This window comes from Wolbachia endosymbiont (group A) of Ophion costatus (assembly GCF_963969245.1).
Taxonomy (GTDB): Bacteria; Pseudomonadota; Alphaproteobacteria; order Rickettsiales; family Anaplasmataceae; genus Wolbachia; species Wolbachia pipientis.
In genome coordinates this window covers 1353251-1369877 of sequence record NZ_OZ017714.1, presented here as the reverse complement: position 1 = coordinate 1369877, position 16627 = coordinate 1353251, and the positions used below count along the sequence as shown (strand labels likewise).

Below are 16627 nucleotides of genomic sequence, written 5' to 3'. Positions count from 1 at the left end.
ACCAATTTACGGATAATTATTAGTATAGAAATTGTCTATCAAAGATTCTTTCATTCAGAGGGTAATCTTTGTCAAAAAGCAAAGTGATTGTGTTCTCATGGTCTTTTTGTATTTTTATCTGTGATATATCATGAAATTCTTTGTAATCTGATACTACAAGTGCTGGACGGTTTTTTGTGTCGTTAATGTCAATTTGTACGATTGTATCGTTTGATATTAACGCTCCATTCCAATGCCTTGGGTAATAGCTATTGATAGAGGTTAATGCAAGTAAATTTGAATTTAGCGGCAAGATTGGGCCACCGGCAGAGAAGTTATATGCAGTGCTACCTGTGGGAGTAGATAATATTACTCCGTCCCCTCTAAATTTTTCTACTTTTAGCTTATCATTAATAGTGATATTCATTTCTACTATTTGGTTTGCTTTTCTAAAAACATATACCTCGTTTACCGCTATGTAGTGATACCTCTTGCCACTTGTGTCTGTTGCTTCCATTTTTAGCAAAGTTAACTGAGTTGAAGTTGCATGTTCTATATGATCAATTAAATCTTCACTGCGGCTAAAGCATTTATTCATCAAAAACCCAACATTGCCGGTATTTACCCCATACACATGCATGTTTTTATTTTCTATAACGTAATTATGCAAGGTACGCAGCATAAAGCCATCACCGCCAACAACTATCAGTAGATCAATTTCGGACTTATTTTCTTCTGTTATATTGATAAAATTAAGTTTCTTTAATAGTTTAGACACTTCCTGCGATTTTGGTGATGGAGAAACAACATAGCCCATATTTTTGTATTTATGCATGCTTCAGTAAACTCTCTAAAACTTAAAGAGGAGGAAAATTAGAAAATGCTTCCATATTTATCGTTAAACTTAGCTAATTTGCTAGTTTTACTTGCTAACCCGCTTGTCAAACTTCCAGTCCATGCAGGGTGAGTAAGAAGATCTCTATCAAGTTTTACCCTATCTCCCTCCTTTCCATAAGTGGAACGAGTTTCAAACTCTTGACCGTCTGTCATAACTATAATAATTTTATGATAATTCATTGTTGTTTATAAATTTTTAGTCAGTTAATATTCTAGTGAACTTAATTCACTAAGTCAATCATTATTCTAAAATATTGACAAAAAATAAATAAAGTAGTATATTTAATAAGGAATAAATAATAACTATCATGATTTTTGCTTTCCCCGGTCAGGGCTCTCAGTTTGTAGGAATGGGAAAGAGCTTATATAGTGAGTTTTCTGTTGCAAGACAAGTATTTAATGAAGTAGATAGCATATTGGATAGAAAGCTGTCTCATTTAATCTTCAACGGTCCTATTGAAGAATTAACCATTACAGAAAACGCTCAGCCAGCTATAATGGCAGTATCAATTGCAATGCTACGTGTTATGGAGCATGTGTTTGGCAAATCTCTTTTCACTGATCACAATGTTAAATATGTTTGTGGGCATTCAGTTGGCGAATATACAGCGCTGTGTGCTGCAGGAGCGTTAACGCTTGAGTCTGCAATCAAGCTGCTGAAAGTTCGCAGCGAAGCAATGCATGAAGCTTCACTGAAATGTAAAGGCGGAATGGTTGCGTTGCTTGGAGCAGAGATAAATGAAGTGGAAGATATATTGAAATCAGTTCAAATTGACGGAATTTGTGAAATTGCAAACGATAACGGTGGCGGACAAGTGGTTATAAGTGGCACTAGAGAAGCTCTTGAAATGTTACCCGATTTATTCAAAAACTCGAGTGTGAGGAAACTAATTAAATTACAGGTTAGTGGGCCTTTTCATTCATCTCTTATGAAACCTGCTGATGAAAAAGTTTTGGAGTTTTTGAAGGGTATTAAAATAACCCGTCCTATAGTTCCTTTGATATCAAATGTTACAGCTAAAGAGGAGAGTGATCCCAAAGTTATAAAAACTTTACTCGCCAAGCAAGTTGTAAGCAGAGTGAAATGGAGAGAAATGGTTTTGTATATGTCAAGCCGTGGCATTAACAAATTTGTTGAAATTGGCCCTAATAAAGTTTTATCTAATTTGGTCAAAAGAATTGACCAATCTATCAGTACAAAAAATATAGATAGTATTGGTGATATTGACAGCTTCTTTAATGAATCATTAGTACTAACAGCGAAAAATTTAAAAGTTGGATTAAGTTAAAACACATCTATTTGATGTCATTCCGGTGCATAACGCTGCCTAGCTGGAATGACAGAGGGTAATGCAAGAAATCAACGAACTGCCTGTCATTTCGTTTGGTTTTTTAATTCCAAGTAGCTGTAAAATAGTAGGGGCAATGTCAGATAACCTTCCGTCTCTTAGTTTTAGATTATCGCAAGACACAATAAATGGCACTTTATTTAGAGTGTGTGCTGTATGAGGTGTATTATTTTCTTCATCGAACATACATTCCACGTTACCATGGTCTGCAGTAACAATTAATGCGGTGTTGCTTGACTTTTTAACAGCATTCAGCACTTTCGCAAGACAATCATCTACAGCTAGCACAGCTTTCTCGGCTGCTTTTATATTACCTGTATGCCCTACCATATCAGGATTAGCGTAATTTACAACTATCAGTGCGAATTCTTGGGAGTGAATTTTTTCTACAAGCTTTTCTGTGAGCTCGAAGGCTGACATTTCGGGCTGCAAATCGTAAGTTTGAACTTTTGGTGAGGGAATGAGTATTCTTTCTTCACCAGAGAAAGGTTCTTCTTTTCCACAATTGAAAAAGAAAGTCACATGAGCGTATTTCTCGGTTTCGGCGATACGTAATTGTCGTAATTTATTTTCTTCTATTGTTTGTCCTAGAGTATCAGCGAAAGAAGTAGGAGGAAAAATATAAGGAATTTTGAGATCTTCTTTATACTTCATCATACTTAAAATTGAAGAGAATTTTGCTACCTTAGCGTAATCTGTTTTGCCAAGCAAAATACTTGCTAATTGTATCATTCGATCAGCACGAAAGTTAGCCAACAGCACTCCATCTTCTGGTTTTATACCTTGATAATCACCTATTACTGCGGGCCTGATAAACTCATCAGTTATGTTATTTTGATAGTTATTCTCAATCAACGATACTGCATTATCATGACAAGGTGCCTTTGCAAATGCGATAGCCTCATAAGCTTCGATTGTTCTCTTCCACCTGTTGTCACGGTCCATAGCATAGTAACGCCCAGAAACAGTAGCAATTCTTGTGTCATTTCCCTTTATACTCTTTGTAAATTCTTGAATGCATTTTTTTCCTGAATTTGGCAATGTGTCTCTGCCATCTAAAAATGCATGTATCACCACTTTTATTCCATGCTGTGATATTTTATTTGCTAAAGTTGAAATATGCTTTTGATGCGAATGAACACCGCCATCTGACACTAATCCCATTATATGGCATACTCCGTTCTTACTTTTTAGATTACTAATAAAACTTTGTAGATTTGCATTGTTTTCTATTGTTCCAATCTCTTGATTAATGCGCTGAAGGCTTTGCATTACTACTCTACCACTGCCAATATTCATATGGCCAACTTCTGAATTACCTATTTGACCACCAGGTAACCCCACATCAGCTCCACAGGCGGATAAACTGCATTTTGGATAATTAGAGCTAATATATTGCCAACAGGGTGGATTTGCGTTGCTGATAGCGTTGTATTTATTATTCTCTATTCCATTTCCCCAGCCATCTAGTATACATAAAACCACTGATTTAATGTTCATATAAAATCAACACTAGAATTTCACAGAGAAACGCTCCCCGGGCCGGATTCGAACCAGCGACCAATTGGTTAACAGCCAACTGCTCTACCACTGAGCTACCGAGGAATAAACCGTTTTTAATTTACCATGTTGAACGTTGGTTGTAAACGTTTTTTGTGTAGACTTTAAGTCCAACTGGTCACAGAAACGAAAAAACTTACTTGACAAACTCCGCCAGCCCTCTTATCATGAAACTGAAGCTATTTATTTATCTTCGCAATCTGTGCAGGTTAATGACAAAAAACTTAGGGTATTTGGCGTCTCATGTTTAATTTTTCGCACTACGTGCACCGCATGTCTTTAAAAATTTTTAGGTTTTTACCTATATAAGCCGAAACGCGCTTACAAAGCGTTTAAGACAGCAAAAAACGTCAAATTGACAAGGGAGAATTTGAATACTAGCTATCCTAGGGTTTCTTTGCCTTTTTTCCTGCTTGGTAAATTTCTTAAACACTTGCGGTGTAGGTTAGTTGCAAGTTAAAAGCAGCTAAATCGCTCTTAATCAAGCGTTTTAGAATAAAAAAAACGCCGATATTTTAGTACATGGTAAATATCCAACCACCACGGGGCTTCTTTTGCCTTTTTTTTATTTGGTAAATTTCTTAATGTTTATGGCTAAAGATTGCACGAATGTTGCAATTACAAAAGCGTTTCTACTAGGAGGGTGTCATCCCAGTGCTTGACACTGGGATGGCTTTGTTGCATCGCTACTTATGAAAGGCTAACTATAGTTAGGATTATAAGTAACCTATTGAAAATCTTGTTTTTTTGCAATCAATCTGATCAAATTTAAGAATAGTAATTTGTTATTTATATTAATAAATTTAATTCTATTGAAAATAGCTAAAGCATTGAAATTCTTGAATTTTAGCCAGATTAGTGAGTGGTAGTGAAATTTCTTTTACTCAAATTTAGGTATTCACTGACCGTTCTTGTTATAAATACCAGAATAATAAGCTACTGATATTCCCTATCTTTTTTATCTTTAATCCATCATAGCTAGCGATGCAACAAAGCCCACTGGGATCCAGCCTTTCTGCAATCTCATCGGAAATGTTGTAACCACTTTCTATGCTAGTTTGCTTGTGAGCAACCTGGATCCCAGTGGGCTTTGTTGCATCGCTCTTCGGATAGTAGGTAACGTACAATAAATTCATGAAGCTATCTCAAACTTAGCCATGCCTATTTCAGTAAATTTGTTAAGCAAATAACATTTAGTTCCCTCTCACGATTCATTTCAGATTTGTTCCTAAAACTAAATCCAAATGTCTTTTTTAATCGCGAGAAAAAACCTTCTATATAAGATCTTTTTCCATAACTCATCTCTTTTTTCCACTTCTTTATACCATCTTCATCATATGACTTTATGAGCTTGACTGCAGAATTTCTCTCAGCCATATAGTCTAACTTTGGATGCTCTGCTGCGTTGTTTTTCGGAGGAATTTTCGTTTTTATACCATATTGATTACACAGCTTATAGAGCTTTTCTCTGTCATATGCCCTATCTGCATATAGTACTTTTATGACATACTGAAAATCGACTTCTTTTAGCAAATCACAAGCTCCATAGTGATCAGAGTAGACACCGTTACTGTATTTTACAGCTATGGCTTTTTTGCTGTTTGTATTCAACATTACATGCAATTTTCTTGTCTGTTCATAGCTGCGATACTTTCTATCTTCGCTATTTTCTTTGCTATGACCAGGAGTGTTGTTGTATATACTAATTCCTGTACTGTCTATAGCAATTTCGATATCTTCCATATTATTTTTATCAATTCTGCAATCATTGATCTTAATATTGAGTTTCTTAAACCTTCTTGATGATTGTGAATAGCTGATAACTTGCAAATTTTTCCCAATTTGCTCAAGGTATCCTGCTATAAACCCAACTGTTTGCCTCAGGCCTATTCTAAATAAACAAGTTATTATGTGCACCAAAATTACAACTTTATCGCTATAAATATTGTTGCCACCTGGTATTTTTGGACCATTCTCGTACCACTTTTCTATGGCTTCGTTGATATAATGAAAAATATTTCCTCTTTTTTCTAGAAATTTGTTATATTCGCTATGGTTACTGACCCTCATTTTTTGTGGCATATTTTTTCTTCAACAGTTAAATCGCTATTTATAATGAATTTTGTCAGTAACTGCCAGTTCTTTTCACTTGAGCGATGCAACAAAGCCATCCCAGTGTCTGGGCACTGGGATGACAAAAAAAGGAGCACTGACCTCTCTTGGGCTCTTTTAGCTACAAACGTTAAGAAATTTACCAAATAAAAAAAAAGGCAAAAGAAGCCCCGTGGTTATTATCCGCTTTAAAATATTGGCGTTTTTTATGTTTTAAACGCTTGACAAGCGAGATTCAGCCGCTTTTAATTGCAACTAACTTACGCTGCAAATGTTTAAGAAATTTACTAAGCAGAAAAAAAGACAAAGAATCCCCGAGTTAGCTAGTCTTTTACTATCTCTGTCGAGTATTGGCATTTTTTGATGTCTTGTAACGCTTTATAAGCGCGTTCAGCTTATTTAGATAAAAATCTAGATGTAGATGAAGTTTTGTAAAGACATACAGTATCTATATACTGCAAAAAATTGAACATAAGACGCCGATACATTAAGTAATCCTTACCTTTTAATCTGCAGATTGGCGAAAGCAAATACAATAGCTTCACTATCATGATAAGGGAGCTGGCGGAGTTTGTCAAGTAAGTTTTTGTATTTTAATTTTAGAATTTTATAGGCTTTTGTTCTCATGAAAATTATGTTCTCATGAGTAAATTAATGTTATCCTTTTTTGTTGATCTGAAGTTTCTTATGTTCATACACTTACGTGTTCATAGTGTTTATTCGCTGCTTGAAAGCTCGGTTAAAATTGAGGAGCTGATCGGCCTTTGTTTGCGAAATAAAATGCCAGCGGTTGCAATTACTGATTCAGGTAACTTGTTTGGCTCACTTGAATTTGCAGAATATGCGGCAAGTAGGGGAATACAGCTAATAATAGGATGCAATATTATAGTTAAACATTCAGAACAAAATTTACCTATATTATTGCTTGCAAAAAATGAGCAAGGGTACACTAATTTAGTCACTTTGGTGAGTGAGTCTTTTAGAAAGCGCAAGAATAACAGCGATATTCCTTACGTTGATTTTGATGAGCTATTGAATTTAAGTACGGGTCTGATCGCTTTAACCGGTGGATGTTTGGCTCAACTATTGTTGGGGCAAGATAAAGAAACGGTTGAAAAACTGCTTTCAGCATTCAATGGTCATTTATATGTTGAATTGCAGCGTCATGGGTTGAATAAAGAGCTAGAGCTTGAAGAAGCTTTGATAGACTTTGCTTATCAGCGCAATATACCACTAGTTGCAACGAACGATGTGTTTTTTCCAAATAGGTCTGACTATGAGGCTTATGATATATTAACGTGTATATCGGAGGGGAGTTATGCTCTGGAGAATAACAGAAAGAAGTTAACTACCGAGCATTACTTCAAGTCTGTGGCAGAAATGGAGGAGCTGTTCAGCGACATTCCCGAAGCAATTCATAACACTTTAGTGATAGCTAAGCGGTGCTCTTACATGCCAAGAAGCAGGCAGCCTATTTTGCCTAAATTTCCTTGTCGAGAAAATAAAACTGAGAATGAAGAACTGAGGGAGCAGGCAGTTGCAGGATTAGAATTCCGTATTGCGAATGAGACAGACATAGACCTTAAACAATACTACGATCGGCTGAATTACGAACTGAGTGTGATAACTTCGATGAACTACGCTGGCTACTTTTTGATAGTTTCTGATTTCATTCGTTGGAGCAAAGCAAATGGCATTCCAGTTGGTCCAGGAAGAGGCTCTGGTGCTGGATCAATTGTTGCTTGGGGCTTGCAGATTACAGACCTTGATCCAATAAAGTTTGGCCTAATATTTGAAAGATTTTTGAATCCTGATCGTGTATCGATGCCTGACTTTGATATCGATTTCTGCCAAGAGAAAAGGGACCTGGTTATTGATTATGTTCAGAAAAAGTACGGTTATGTTGCTCAAATAATCACTTTTGGTAAATTGCAGGCAAGGGCAGTATTGCGTGATGTTGGTAGAGTATTGCAAATGCCTTACTCTCAAGTGGATAAAATATCTAAAATGGTTCCATTTAATCCAGTAAATCCTGTAACTTTATCACAAGCGATAGAGTTTGATCAAAACCTGCAGAAAGAGCGGGATAGTGATGAGGTAATTGCAAAGCTTCTTGATATATCTCTTAAGCTTGAAGGAATATATCGTCACGTTTCAACCCATGCTGCTGGAATTGTAATATGTGATCAAAAGTTGGAAAATTTTGTTCCTGTGTATTATGATCCAAATTCAGCTTTGCCAATCACTCAATACAGCATGAAATATGTGGAGAAAGCTGGGCTAATAAAATTTGATTTTCTTGGGCTTGGTACGCTAACGCTAATAGATCATGTATGTCGTTTAATTAATCGTGATGGAAAAAAGATTGATATTTCTTCAGTTCCTTTAAATGACCAAAAAACCTATGAGATACTCTCAAGCGGTGATTCAATTGGAGTGTTTCAGCTTGAAAGTTCGGGAATGAGAGAAGCTTTAATTAAACTAAAACCGGACTGCATTGAAGATATTATCGCTTTAATTTCCCTTTATCGTCCAGGACCTATGGATAACATTCCAACTTATGTTGCAAGAAAACACGGACTTGAAAAGCCAGATTATATTCACCCGTTACTTGAGGAAGTATTAAAAGAGACATTTGGGGTAATAATTTACCAAGAACAAGTGATGGAAATAGCCCGTATTCTTTCCGGGTATAGCTTAGCGGAAGCAGATCTGCTGAGACGTGCCATGGGTAAGAAAATCAAGGAAGAGATGGATAAACAACGTGAACTTTTCATCCAAGGGGCAACGAAGAATGGCGTTGATTATGACAGGGCAAGTTATATTTTTGACCTTGTTGCAAAATTTGCTGGTTATGGGTTCAATAAATCTCATGCTGCAGCATATGCGGTGATATCTTATCAAACGGCTTACCTTAAAGCTAATTATCCATTAGAATTTTTTACAGCATTAATGAATCTGAATATTGATGATAGAGATAAACTGAATTTATTTTATCATGCAGCAAAGTTTAGTGGCGTTACCGTTCTTTCACCTGATATAAACAAGTCTCAAGCTGAATTCTCAATAGAGGATGAACGCATACGTTATGGTATTGCTGCCTTGAGGAATGTTGGTTTTTCTATAGCGGAAGGAATAGTGAACGTACATTCAAGCGCTTGTAAGGACATATGGGAATTCATTCAAAATTCAGGTCATACAATAAATAAGAGAGCGCTAGAAAGCCTGATTAAATCCGGAGCATTCGATAGCGTGCATAAGAACAGAAAGCAGCTATATGAGTCAATGGACACGCTGATTTACTTTGCAAATAAAAACAAACAGGATAGAGAATCAAGTCAAGCTGCTTTGTTTGGTAGTCTTGATGTCCTCAAACCGAAACTTGAGAATGTGGAAGATTTTGATGAAGAGGAAAAATTAGAACATGAGTTATTTTCACTAGGATTTTATTTAACTAATCATCCGCTTGAAAAATTTAGAACTCTTCTGGAAAAGTTAAATATTGGGTTTATCGGAGAAAATAGAACAGCAAAAACTGCTGGGGTAATATTAAATGCACGTATGAGAACTTCAGAGCGTGGAAGGTTTGTTATCCTCACACTTTCTGATCCCCATAACGTTTCTGAAATAGCATTCTATAATAATGAAATAATAGAAGAAAAAAGAGATTTATTTTCACCAGGAACATTTGTGATAATTGGTCTTGAAGCTTCGGAAAATACAACAAGATTGGCAGGCAAAGATATATCTGAGTTTACAAAAAGAATCACTTCTACAATAAAAGAATTAGTTCTCACCACTGAGTGCACGGATTCGCAAAAAGCCGCTATGGAATTAAACGCAATATTGAAAGATGAAGGCAGAACCAAAATAATGCTAAAACTTCTTCTCGAAAAACATAAAGTGAGCATCTTATTACCAGGTGCATACTCAATTGCTCCTCAAGTAATTTATGAAATATCTAACTTAAGCTGGATTAAAGGCGTAGAAATTAATACAAATAACTTGCTTATATAAAAAAGCTTTATATAATGAAATATTTAATCGGCATTAAAGGAAGATATAGTGAATCTTTATGAATTTACTTTTATAACACAACAAGGATTATTACAGCAAGAAGTAGAGGAGATGGTCCAAGAGCTAGCTGTTTCATTGAAAAATATTAAAGCAGATGTTATGTTCCAGCAAATCAGGGATATTCTGAAAAAAGGAAATGACAAGCTTACAACACAAGAGTTAGAAGTGCGTGCTGAAAACATTAAAGAAGGTCTAGTTGCTTACTCTGATTTCTTGGAAGATCTTACAAAAATTTTATGGGTTGAATTGGAAGAAGATCTTTCAAATTTGAAAGAAGTGAAGTCAAAAATCGATAAAGAGTTGAAAGATGACCTAAAAGATTTAGGAATAACGCAAGATTTTACAAAATTTCTAGGAGGCAGTACTAAAAGTGCGTTTATCCATAACGCAGTAAATGCTTTGAAGAGAAATATTTCAGAACATCTAATAAAGATTTTTCAAGATATTTTGAAAGATTTTAGAATAAACGGTCCAACTCAATCGAGCAAAGCGTTGGAAATGCTTTTGAAAAACATTGAAGCATCAGGATTAATCAAGTATGAACATTGGGGTCTTTTGGATTTTGCATATCACAAAAATAAAATGAAGAGCGGTCATTATTGTATAATGTGCATAAGTTCTACTGCAAGCATTCTGGATGAATTTATGCGTAGAATGAAACTTAATGAGAACGTTATTCGCCACTTTCCTGTGCAGGTTGATAAAATTTTTGAAGGTAAATCTCATATGATGAATAAACAAATTGAGGAGCAAAGCGCATAATGATGAAAAGACGAAATAGTTTTAATAATTCATACGTATCTGTAAATAATAGGACTGGCTTTAGGCGTTCTAAAGTTTGCCCTCTTGCTGCGTCTAAAGATGAAGACATAGATTATAAGAATATAGATTTATTATCCAAGTTTACCTCTGACTATGGTAGGATATTACCTAGAAGATTAACAGGCGTATGTGCAAAAAAACAAAGGAAGTTACGCTTAGCGATCATAAGGGCACGTTTTTTAGCTCTTATTCCTTACTGTACTAAAAAAGTTTAGGTAATTTATGTTGATAATTTTAAAGGAAAATATAAGGACTTTAGGTAAGCTTGGTGAAGTTGTCAAAGTTAAACCAGGTTATGCACGTAATTTTCTTTTTCCACAAAGAAAAGCGGTGAAAGCTACCAAGGAAAATTTAACAAAGCTAGAGGAGCAACGTTTATTACTGGAAGAAGAGAATATAAAAAGATTAAATGTAGCAAAAGAGCTTGCATTGTCACTACATGATAAGTTTGTGATATTGATAAAGCAAGCTTCAGAGGATGGTAAAATTTTTGGTTCTGTAACAACACGTGAAATTGCGAAAATTTTACTACAAGAAGGACATGTGATAGATCACCGTAGTTTATCTTTTGGTGGAGTAAGCATCAAAAACTTGGGTGAATACCAAGTAAACGTAGAATTACATAGTGAAGTAGTAGTACCAATTACTATATACGTCGTGAAATCCGAAACAGATGCAAATGAGCTAAGGCAAGTAAAATTGCAAAATCAGAAGTCTGAGCAACAAGAGGCAGAGCAAGATGCGAATAAAGAAGCTACTGATGGTGATGATAGCTGATCAAAGATGATCCCTTGTTATAGTCGTAAAGAAATGTCTGCCATGGCTAAGCTGGTGTCATCCCAGTGCTTCCCTCATGTCATCCCAGTGCGTGACACTGGGATCCAGTTTATTTCATCATGGACATTATTTTATGCTTCTAGAATCCGTTGTCCATTGAATAATTTGCAAATACTTTTATACCTGGATTCCAGTGTCACGCACTGGAATGACACCATTATTGGAATAAATCAAAAATGATTCCCCGCTATAGCAGAAAAGAAATGTCTTCCATTTGGGAGGAAAATAATAAATTTAATATATGGCTTAAAATAGAAAAATTAGCGTGTGAAGCTCAAGCAAAGTTAGGAGTGATTCCGAATAATATTGCTGAGAACCTCTCTGGTGCTATTGAATTTGATGTTGAATGTATCAACGAAATTGAATCCATTGTAAAACATGATGTTATAGCTTTTCTGACATATATTGCTAAAAAAGCGGGAGTTGATGTTCGTTATCTTCATTATGGAATGACAAGTTCTGATGTTTTGGATACATGCCTTGCGGTGCAACTGAAAGAGTCCTGTGATATTTTGCTCGAGAATCTAAAAAATTTACTTGCAGCATTGAAAAAAAAAGCTGAGGACTATAAAGATATTGTTTGTGTTGGACGCAGTCACGGAATGCATGCAGAACCAACAACTCTTGGAATAAAATTTGCCAGATTTTATGCTGAATTTAAACGCAATTATCAGAGATTAATTAGCGCGCAAAAAGAGATCTCAATTTGTAAAATATCAGGTGCAGTAGGCAATTTTGCAAATGTTGATCCGTTTGTTGAAGAATATGTAGCGAAAGAAATAGGACTCATACCTGAAATCATATCGTCTCAAGTCATTCCTCGTGATAGACATGCTATGTTCTTTTCAGTTTTGGGAGTGATTGCAAGCTCAATAGAAAATGTTGCTGTTGAAATTCGTCATTTGCAAAGAACTGAAATCGGCGAAATTTCTGAGCATTTTTCCACTGGGCAGAAGGGAAGCTCTGCTATGCCACACAAATGTAATCCTATTTTAAGTGAAAATCTGACTGGACTCTCACGTTTAATACGCAGTTATGTTTTTCCTGCGTTAGAAAATGTTGCATTGTGGCACGAACGTGATATATCACACTCGTCTGTGGAAAGATGCATTGCTCCTGATGCTTGTATAACAATGGATTTTGCTTTAGTGCGATTAACAGATTTGATAGATAAATTGGTGATCAATAAGGAAAACATTGAAAAGAACTTAAATTCTTCAAAAGGTTTAGTTTTCTCACAGCGTGTATTGCTTGAGTTAGTAAATAGTGGTTTGGCGAGGGAAGAGGCGTATAAAATTGTTCAGAGCAATGCAATGAAAGTGAAACAAAACAACAGTGATTTTCTGGCCGAATTGAAACAAGATAAACCCTTACTTAAGGTTATTAACTCGGAAAAACTTGAATCTTTGTTTGATTTGAAGTATTATACGAAACATATAGATCGTGTATATAATAAGGTTTTTAATTAGGCTGAGTAGCTCAGTTGGTAGAGCAGGAGGATCATAATCTCTTGGTCGGGGGTTCAAGTCCCTCCTCAGCCACTCGAACTAAACTATGTTTAGCAAAGCAGTGCTATTGGTGAAACCCAGTGTCAGTTACTTGGAATGAGTTGTATATCCACTCAGGCGAGGAGACAATGGATAAGAGATTGTGAAAAGGGTTTAGCTTTTGGCCTATGATCTCTTTAAATGACAGAATTTCACTACAAAACTTAACTTTCTTCTATGCAGTTAGCTAAGTCAAGAAAGGTGAATCTATCTCTTGTTGTAAACGCAAGATTGACCACTTTACAATATTGTTCTTTATTCCAACTGAGGTGCTCTGGTAAGTGTGGAATTGATAGATCTTCAAATATTTTTTGCAGGTGTTTTGCAGGTAGTAAATTTTGCTTAATTAAACCGGAAATATTATGCCATTCTTTACAAATAATCTCTTGGATTTTTTGCTGCATAATTTGCTTCTGTTCAAAAGTTCTTACAAATTCGATATTATCAAAGCACTGAGTTATATGTTTTACATCTAAAGTGGTCGGTTTGATAATCGGGTTTTGTATTGATAATATCTTTTCCTGCAAATTAGCCATGGTAATCGTCGTAACAGCAATTTTTTCGCCATGTAGTAAGGAATGATCTCTTGTTACCATTTCCATTGCGTGAGCTATCATATGCTCTCCTTGGCTTGCAGAATAGCTGCCTTTTGATATTACCATTCCAAGTCCTGAAATTAGTAGAACTTCCATAAGTAATAGGACCACTTTTCTACTTCTTTTAGTAAGCGCCGTATACTCTCTTAGCAAAATTTGCTCCAAATCGCGAACAAGTGTAAAAGGTAATTCATTGTATTCTGTGCCAAGCAACAAATGAGATAGTAGCCAGTCAGCCTGAACTGTTGAACGACAAATGAAATCTGCAAATCCGCTTAATGTGAGACGCAGTGGTGCATTGGCAAGTATGTCTATATCTATATATACTGCTCTTGGAAGATGTGCTTTGAACGATTTTTTATATCCATTTACTAATATTGAAGCATTTGCAGAGGTATATCCATTCATAGAAGCGGCTGTTGGGAACGATATATAATCTTTTTTCTCGAGGTAGCTTGCATATTTGCAGATATCGTTAACAGTGCCGCTACCAAATGCAACTATTAAGTCACTGTCTTTTGCTTTGTTTCTAACTAGATTTACGGTTTCAAGAGAGGCAGCTCTGCTTGGTGTCATGCAAGTAGCTGACACTGGGATCCAGGAAAACAACTTATGGATTCCAGTGTCACGCGCTGGAATGACAGGTGGAGCTGGAATAATTAAGTTAGGAATTTTATTAAGTACGTTTTTGTTTAAAAGTTTTGCTGTATTTTTATCTGCAACTAGAAAGACGTCATTTCCGTGTCGTGTGCATATTTCATAGATATCATCAGCAAGGTAGTAATCTGTTATTACTTCCCTTAGAAAAGTTTGTTCGGTTTGATGTAATATTTGTTTTAAATAGTGCATAGAGTGTTTACAATATAGCAGTATAAGTATTTTAAGATTGACATGAAAATTGACCCTGTAGAGCTAACTAGGAAATTGATCTCTTTTGAGAGTATAACACCAGAAGACAGCGGGGCAATAGAGTATATAGCAACAATCTTCAAGAAGAGCGGCTTTGATTGTGAGATTTTAGAATTTGGTGATAAAGTTAAAAATCTTTATGCGAAATATATAAATGGAGTACCAAATTTGTGCTTTGCTGGGCACGTTGATGTTGTACCACCGGGTCAGTTAAAAGATTGGGCATTTGGTCCATTTAATCCAGAAGTGAGGGATGGAATGCTATATGGAAGAGGGGCCGCTGATATGAAAAGCGGAGTAGCTGCATTTATTGCTGCTATGGTAAATTTGATTGCAGAGAAGTTTCAATTTAATGGTTCGATAAGTGCATTGATTACCAGTGCTGAAGAAAGCATGGAAGAATATGGAACAAAGGCAGTTTTGGAATGGATGAAAAATAAGCAGAAAAAGATAGATTTTTGTGTGGTTGGCGAACCAACCAGTAGTAAGAAATTAGGTGATACCATAAAAATAGGCAGAAGAGGTTCTGTAACATTTGAATTAATTTGCCATGGAAAACAAGGGCACGTTGCCTACCCAGACCTAGCAGACAATCCAATATATAAGGTAATATCGATATTGAGTAAGGTAAAAAATACTACTTTTGATCATGGTAATAAATATTTTCAGCCTTCACATTGCGAAGTTACTACTATCGATGTTGGAAATAATACTAGCAATCTAATACCTGGCTCAGCAACTACACGTTTTAACATTCGATATAACAATGAACAAACACCGGGTGGCTTATATAAGCTGATTGATGAAATATGCTCTAGTGTAACTAACGATTATAAGCTTTTTATGCATAGCAGCAGGGACGTTTTCCTCTCTACTCCCGATAGGAATACTGATATTATGCTTGATGCAATAAATAAAGTTACCAGTATTGATGCTGCGTTGAGCACAAGTGGTGGCACATCTGACGCTGCGTTTATCAAAGATGTTTGTCCAGTGATTGAATTTGGTATAATCAACAAAACTGCACATCAGATAAACGAATGCGTATCAGTGAACGATATACACAAGTTAACAGCTATATATAAGGAATTTATAGAAAATTATTTCAATCCCACTAATAAAATATTGAATCAGGTCAACGTGGTTAGTAATATATCTAGTGGTCCATTGTTAGCTTAGATGTAATCAGATCTCTTGCATAACTGTTGTTTGAATAATAACTTGTATCATTCCAGCAAAATGTGTCAAGTAAGTTTTTTCGTTTCTATAGCTACTTGGATGACAAAAGAAGAAATACTAGACTTTATACCTTTTGCACTCAAATTCACATAAATCATGAATTATGCACGTTTCACACGAAGGTTTCTGTGCTTTGCAAACATATCTACCATGCAAAACTAGCCAATGATGAGCATAAAGCAGGTATTTTTTGGGAACCACATTTAAAAGAGATTGCTCTGTTTTAAACACATCTTTTTCTTTCACAAGCCCAATTCTATTGCTCACTCTAAAAACGTGAGTATCAACTGCCAATGTTGGAATGCCCAGCCCCGAATTTAAGAACACATTAGCGCTCTTTCTCCCCACTCCAGGCAAAGACACCAAATCATCAAAATTAGTAGGTACTTTGCTGTTGTATCGTTCTACCAATATTTTACTAAGCCCGATTATATTTTTTGCTTTGGAATTATATAAACCAATACTGCTTATGCATTTTTTCAGCTCACTCTGCCCAAAGCTCAGCATTTTTTCTGGCGTATCAGCGATATTAAATAGTTCTCTTGTAATTTTATTAACGCTTACATCAGTTGTCCGCGCTGATAAAACTATCGCAACCAGTAACGTAAAATGATTGGTATAATTTAGCTCTATTTTTGGCGCAGGATTTGATTGTTGAAACTTTTCAAATATTAGTTCTACTTTTTTTGAGTCCATTTCATTT

At 35.6% G+C, this 16627-nt stretch carries 16 protein-coding genes and 2 tRNA genes; 10 read left to right on the top strand and 8 right to left on the bottom strand.

From position 1 onward, the window contains the following. Positions 1–19 precede the first annotated feature (19 nt). A complete protein-coding gene (locus AACH21_RS06905; RefSeq protein ID WP_338482518.1) occupies positions 20–814 on the bottom strand; it encodes an NAD kinase in 795 nt (264 codons plus the stop codon). Between the two features lie 38 nt (positions 815–852). Next, positions 853–1056 (bottom strand): 50S ribosomal protein L31, encoded by a 204-nt coding sequence (gene rpmE, locus AACH21_RS06900; protein WP_338482517.1) that lies wholly within the window; start codon positions 1054–1056, stop codon positions 853–855. A gap of 128 nt (positions 1057–1184) precedes the next feature. Here rpmE and fabD point away from each other — a divergent pair, with 128 nt between their 5' ends. Next, on the top strand, positions 1185–2165 hold the full coding sequence (fabD, locus tag AACH21_RS06895) for an ACP S-malonyltransferase (RefSeq protein ID WP_155969147.1): 981 nt from the start codon (positions 1185–1187) through the stop codon (positions 2163–2165). Between the two features lie 39 nt (positions 2166–2204). Here the strand turns inward: fabD and gpmI are convergent, their stop codons facing one another. The 4 genes from gpmI to AACH21_RS06875 form a co-directional block, all read right to left on the bottom strand. After that, entirely contained in the window at positions 2205–3725 is a 1521-nt protein-coding gene (gpmI, locus tag AACH21_RS06890) for a 2,3-bisphosphoglycerate-independent phosphoglycerate mutase (RefSeq protein ID WP_338482516.1), read from the bottom strand. 33 nt (positions 3726–3758) lie between these two features. Continuing rightward, positions 3759–3830, bottom strand: a tRNA-Asn gene (locus AACH21_RS06885). 869 nt (positions 3831–4699) lie between these two features. Beyond that, positions 4700–4921, bottom strand: a complete 222-nt coding sequence (locus AACH21_RS06880; RefSeq protein ID WP_236514706.1) for a hypothetical protein — start codon at positions 4919–4921, stop codon at positions 4700–4702. 25 nt (positions 4922–4946) lie between these two features. Further along, positions 4947–5867 (bottom strand): IS5 family transposase, encoded by a 921-nt coding sequence (locus AACH21_RS06875; protein WP_338482226.1) that lies wholly within the window; start codon positions 5865–5867, stop codon positions 4947–4949. 33 nt (positions 5868–5900) lie between these two features. On the opposite strand from AACH21_RS06875, the gene AACH21_RS06870 reads away from it, so the two are divergent. The 8 genes from AACH21_RS06870 to AACH21_RS06835 all read left to right on the top strand — a co-directional run bounded on the left by AACH21_RS06870 (position 5901) and on the right by AACH21_RS06835 (position 13174). Then, positions 5901–6047 carry a hypothetical protein gene (locus AACH21_RS06870; protein ID WP_338482515.1) on the top strand — a complete coding sequence of 49 codons (147 nt, stop codon included), beginning with the start codon at positions 5901–5903 and terminating at the stop codon, positions 6045–6047. Between the two features lie 537 nt (positions 6048–6584). Continuing rightward, positions 6585–9914, top strand: coding sequence for a DNA polymerase III subunit alpha (gene dnaE / locus AACH21_RS06865; protein WP_338482835.1), 3330 nt, complete (start codon positions 6585–6587; stop codon positions 9912–9914). A 48-nt stretch (positions 9915–9962) separates the two neighbouring features. Then, positions 9963–10736 (top strand): 30S ribosomal protein S6, encoded by a 774-nt coding sequence (locus AACH21_RS06860; RefSeq protein ID WP_065094495.1) that lies wholly within the window; start codon positions 9963–9965, stop codon positions 10734–10736. Next, on the top strand, positions 10736–11011 hold the full coding sequence (rpsR, locus tag AACH21_RS06855; protein WP_007548890.1) for a 30S ribosomal protein S18: 276 nt from the start codon (positions 10736–10738) through the stop codon (positions 11009–11011). Before AACH21_RS06860 ends, rpsR begins: the two co-directional genes overlap by 1 nt. A 7-nt stretch (positions 11012–11018) precedes the next feature. Next, positions 11019–11573 (top strand): 50S ribosomal protein L9, encoded by a 555-nt coding sequence (gene rplI, locus AACH21_RS06850; protein ID WP_338482514.1) that lies wholly within the window; start codon positions 11019–11021, stop codon positions 11571–11573. Between the two features lie 6 nt (positions 11574–11579). After that, the gene (locus AACH21_RS06845) at positions 11580–11813 is read left to right on the top strand and encodes a hypothetical protein (protein ID WP_077188215.1); all 234 of its coding nucleotides are present in this window, start codon (positions 11580–11582) and stop codon (positions 11811–11813) included. After that, positions 11810–13102: an adenylosuccinate lyase gene (gene purB, locus AACH21_RS06840; RefSeq protein WP_012673216.1), complete on the top strand. Its 1293-nt coding sequence runs from the start codon at positions 11810–11812 to the stop codon at positions 13100–13102. Before AACH21_RS06845 ends, purB begins: the two co-directional genes overlap by 4 nt. Next, positions 13102–13174 (top strand) — tRNA-Met (locus AACH21_RS06835). Before purB ends, AACH21_RS06835 begins: the two co-directional genes overlap by 1 nt. A gap of 170 nt (positions 13175–13344) precedes the next feature. Here the strand turns inward: AACH21_RS06835 and AACH21_RS06830 are convergent. After that, positions 13345–14625 carry an iron-containing alcohol dehydrogenase gene (locus AACH21_RS06830; RefSeq protein WP_338482513.1) on the bottom strand — a complete coding sequence of 427 codons (1281 nt, stop codon included), beginning with the start codon at positions 14623–14625 and terminating at the stop codon, positions 13345–13347. Positions 14626–14667: 42 nt separating this feature from the next. Here AACH21_RS06830 and dapE point away from each other — a divergent pair, with 42 nt between their 5' ends. Next, positions 14668–15864, top strand: coding sequence for a succinyl-diaminopimelate desuccinylase (dapE, locus tag AACH21_RS06825; RefSeq protein WP_182320691.1), 1197 nt, complete (start codon positions 14668–14670; stop codon positions 15862–15864). Positions 15865–15981: 117 nt separating this feature from the next. Here dapE and nth read toward each other — a convergent pair whose 3' ends face one another. Beyond that, on the bottom strand, positions 15982–16620 hold the full coding sequence (nth, locus tag AACH21_RS06820; RefSeq protein ID WP_006279797.1) for an endonuclease III: 639 nt from the start codon (positions 16618–16620) through the stop codon (positions 15982–15984). Positions 16621–16627: the final 7 nt, after the last annotated feature.